The organism is Neisseria sp. HMSC064E01, from assembly GCF_001808875.1.
In the GTDB taxonomy this organism is placed as follows: Bacteria; Pseudomonadota; Gammaproteobacteria; order Burkholderiales; family Neisseriaceae; genus Neisseria; species Neisseria sicca_A.
The window spans coordinates 1-3,435 of the sequence record NZ_KV794872.1 but is presented as its reverse complement, the minus strand read 5'-3'; the positions used below and the strand labels follow the sequence as shown (position 1 = coordinate 3,435).

The 3,435-nt window shown below is 41.7% G+C and carries 1 protein-coding gene; it reads left to right on the top strand.

Annotated elements, in window-relative coordinates; translation table 11 throughout:
• Positions 1-343: 343 nt before the first annotated feature.
• Positions 344-3,106: a TonB-dependent receptor domain-containing protein gene (locus tag HMPREF2572_RS00620; RefSeq protein WP_070495408.1), complete on the top strand. Its 2,763-nt coding sequence runs from the start codon at positions 344-346 to the stop codon at positions 3,104-3,106.
• The last annotated feature ends 329 nt before the right edge of the window (positions 3,107-3,435 follow it).

Below are 3,435 nucleotides of genomic sequence, written 5' to 3'. Positions count from 1 at the left end.
AGGGGATTTTGGGGAATTTTGCAAAGGTCTCATATTGACTTTATATTTTGCATTTCACGTTTTTTGCCGGTTTCATTTTAAACCGACGGCCCAATTCACATATTGCAATCAAATTTTCTTTTTTCGTCTGTTTAAATCCAATTAAATCTTCCCTCTTTCCAGCTAATCAAATTCAAACTCTGACCCGCTTTATCTTTTCAGTCATATTCATTATATGCTTTTGGGTTATCCCCTAAAACAAGAATCTGTTTTATTTTTCAATAAATGAAATTCATTATTAAAATATTTGTAAAGTTTAATAATATGTTATAAAGTAACGGACTTCGTTTCTGAGGTAACTATTATGAATCCGAATTTCAAATTAAACCTACTGACATTATCTTTACTGGCTATAACAAGTATCGCACACGCAGAAAATGAGGTTTCAACTCAAGAGCTTGATGAAATTCAAGTCAAAGGCAAATACATTGCCAAAGAGAAAAAAGTTTTTACCGAAGGTCAAGCCCAAAGTTCGCGTGAACGCGTTTATCAATCCAGCGAAAACATCGATGCCATCGTGCGGAGCATGCCCGGCGTCTTCACCCAACAAGACAAGGGATCGGGGGTATTGGCGGTCAATATTCGTGGCGATAGCGGTTTGGGACGCGTCAATACGATGGTTGACGGCGTAACCCAAACCTTCTATTCCACTTCTGCCGATGCCGGACGCAGCGGCAGCTCTTCGCAATTCGGTACGGCACTGGATCCCAATTTTATTGCCGGTGTGGATGTAACCAAAGGCAGTTTCTCGGGTGCCAATGGCATCAATACCTTATCCGGTACAGCCAATTTCCGTACTTTACGGGTAGACGATGTGGTACACGGAAACCATACCTTCGGCCTTTTAACCAAAGGATTGACCGGCACAAACAGCACAAAAAGCAATTTTATGGCAACCGGAGCGGTACAAAAATGGTTTGAAAGCGGTGCACGCCTTGGCGCGTTATATGGTTACAGCCACCGTAATGTCGAGCAAAACTATAAAGTAGGCGGCGGCGGTCAGCGTATCGGCAATTTTGGCGAAGAATATTTGGACCGTAAAAAACAAGAATATTTTGAAAGCAACTTATTGAAATTCGACCAAGGGCAAAATCGTTGGGTTCGCGACTTTTCTAAGCGCAACGCAGTCGGTAAAAGCTATTGGGACTACCCTTTCTCCAAAAAATATAACGATCCTGAGGTTTTGCAAAGAGATTATGTTGATGATTTGGAAAGAAGCTGGAAAGAGAATTTGGCACCGCAATGGGATCTGACACCTATCGACCCTACCAGCCTGCAACAACGCTCAAACAGTCATTTGGTCAAAGTGGAATACGAAAACGACAACAACAAGCTGGATCTTCAGCTTCGTACCATGAACAACCGTATCGGCAGCCGCAAAGTAGAAAATCGCAGCTACCAAGCCAATTACAATTTAAACATTGGCGATTATGTTGATTTAAACGTATTGGCCGCCCATAATCTGGGAAAACAAAAATATCCGAAAAACTCACGTTTTTCAGGATGGGGGCTGCTGGATTATTTGGAAACCAAAAACACAGCCAACCTTTTGGATATCAACAACCGCTTCTCTTTCAACCTTCCCAACAAAACAGATTTAAAAGCCACCGTCGGTTTCAATTTCTTTAAAAACCAATACAGTAAAAACCGCTTTCCGGAAGAGCTGAGCCTGTTTTACGACGGCCCCGACCAAGATGCCGGCCTGTACAGCTTTTTGGGCCGCTTCAAAGGCGACAAAGGAATATTTCCTCAAAAATCAACCATATTACAACCTTCAGGCCAGCAAAAATTCAATACGTTCTATTTTGATACTTCCTTGAAAAAAGGCATTTATCAATTGAATTACAGCACCAATATGGTCAACTACCGCTACAAAGGCGAATATACCGACTACTTCAATACCCAAGAAGACTTTAAAAAAGCATTTGGAGAAGATTCTGAAACTTATAAACAGCATTGCACACCAAGCTGCGACCTTTACGAACCGGTTTATACCAAATCCGGTAAAAAGCATGCGGTAAACCATTCGGTGGCATTAAACATCAATGTCAACGACTACTTTATGCCGTTTATCAGCTATTCGCGTACGCATAGAATGCCAAATATTCAAGAAATGTATTTTTCACAAATCGGCGACTCGGGCGTCAATACCGCCCTTAAGCCGGAACAGGCCAATACTTACCAAATAGGCTTCAATACCTTCAAAAAAGGGATTTTCAAGCCGGATGATGTATTGGGTTTCAAACTGGTCGCCTATCGCAGCAGGATAAACAACTATATTCACAATGTTTATGGCAAATGGTGGGATTTGGATAAAGCACCCAGCTGGGTAACCAGTACCGGCCTGCAATACTCTATCCAGCATCGAAACTATGCCAAACCTGTCCATAAAAATGGTTTGGAAGTGGAAATGAACTATGATTTCGGTCGCTTTTTTTCAACCCTGTCTTACGCATATCAAAAAACCAACCAGCCGACCAATTATAGCGATGCCAGCGAATCGCCCCGTAATTCTTCTAAAGAAGACCAAATCAAACAAGGTTACGGCTTAAGCAAAATTTCCCGCTTGCCCCGAGATTACGGGCGGTTTGAATTGGGTTCCCGCTGGTTAGGCAACAAATTGACCATCGGCGGCATTATGCGCTATTACGGCAAAAGTACACGGGCGACGACTGAGGAAGAATTTGTTGACGGTACAACCGGTGCCAACACCTACTCTTCACACCAAATGGGCAGAAGGGCGATCAAAAAAACAGAAAGCATCAACAGACAGCCGCTGATTTTTGATTTCTATGCCAATTACGAACCGAAGAAAAACCTTATCCTTCGTTTCGACATTCAAAATGCGTTCAATAAGCGCTATATCGATCCTTTGGATGCCGCAAACGATGCCGCAACTCAGCGCTATTTCAGCGTATTTGAAAGAAAAGGCGGTTTAGATGACGAAGAAGTTGAATGTGATGCCAACGGTTTATGCAATGGCAAATATGGCGGCACGACACGCTCCGTTCTGAATAACTATGCGCGTGGCAGGACTTTGCTGTTTACCATCAGTTATAAGTTCTAAACCTAACCGTCAGCATTCTTAATACTGTACTGACTAAAAAGCCGACAAACATAATGTTTGCCGGCTTTTTCAATATATTCTCAAAGTTTTCAATCTGAGACCTTTGCAAAAATGGTCCGTTAACGAAATTTGACGCATAAAAATGCGCCAAAAAAATTTTCAATTGGCTAAACTGATATTGAAAAAAAGTGGAAGAAATCAGGTAGGTTTTTCATTTTGAAAATGGCATTGAACATAAAATTTTAATAACTCATCTTATTGCAAAGATCTCCGCATATAAAAAGGTCGTCTGAAACATGAACTGGCCCCCAAATCTTGGACACTCATAA

Excerpts from the sequence above, each read along its gene's own strand:
- HMPREF2572_RS00620 (WP_070495408.1), top strand. The coding sequence starts at position 344 with ATGAATCCGAATTTCAAATTAAACCTACTGACATTATCTTTACTGGCT.